2 protein-coding genes are annotated in these 890 nt (G+C 72.5%); both read right to left on the bottom strand.

The window, feature by feature from the left end; all coding sequences use genetic code 11:
• Positions 1-536: 3-hydroxyacyl-CoA dehydrogenase family protein (locus tag LF262_RS16830; RefSeq protein WP_235781560.1), on the bottom strand; the 536-nt coding region annotated here is incomplete at its 3' end.
• Positions 537-890 (bottom strand): enoyl-CoA hydratase/isomerase family protein (locus LF262_RS16835; protein WP_235781561.1); only part of this gene is annotated, 354 nt, incomplete at its 5' end.

An 890-nucleotide genomic window follows, 5' to 3' on the forward strand; every position in this document is an offset into this window, starting at 1 on the left:
GCGACCCAGCCGCGGGCGGCGGCCTCGGCCTCCGGGGAGGTGCGCTCGGCGATGACGACCTCGATCAGGGTCGAGGCCGGGACCGGGTTGAAGAAGTGCAGGCCCAGGAACCGCTCCGGCCGGCCCAGGTGACCGGCCAGCTTCGTCACCGACAGGGACGAGGTGTTCGTGGCCAGGAACGCGCCCTTGCCCAGCTGGGCCTCCACCGCGGTGAGGGCCTCGGCCTTGAGCTGCGGGTCCTCGGGGACGGCCTCGACCACGAGGTCGCACCCGCCGAAGTCCGCGTAGTCCACGCTCGTGGAGAACCCCTCGACGATCTCGTCCAAGTTCCCGTCCACCGCCCCGCGCTCGATTGACTTCGCCACGGAGGACTCGACCCGCTCCTTCGCCCCCTGGGCGGCCTGCTCGTCCCGCTCGACGACGACGACCTTCGCCCCGCCCATGAGGAACGCGTGCGCGATGCCGGCGCCCATGCGCCCGCCGCCCAGGACCCCCACGTGCCCGGGGAGGCCTTCGGCCAGGTTGATTGTGCCCATCTACTTGCTCTTCTTTCGGTCGAGGAATGCCTGCATGCGGTCGAACTTGGCCTGGGACTCGAACAGCATCCCCTGCGCCAGGGTGTCGATCAGGGGGTGGACCTCCCGCGGGGTGTGGAACACGGCCTTGGAGACCCGCACCGCCAGCGGGTCCTGGGAGGCGATCCGGTCCGCCAGCGCGTGCGCGGCGTCCAGGAGCTGATCCGGCTCGACGAGCTCGGTGACCAGGCCCGCGGCCAGGCACTCCGCCCCCGCCAGGACCCTGCCGGCGAGGAGGACCTCCTTGGCCAGGGCCTCGCCCACGAGCTCGCGCAGCCGCCACGTCGCCCCCGCCGCGGCCATGATCCCCAGCCC

The organism is Sinomonas notoginsengisoli, assembly GCF_021554725.1.
Lineage (GTDB): Bacteria > Actinomycetota > Actinomycetes > Actinomycetales > Micrococcaceae > Sinomonas > Sinomonas notoginsengisoli.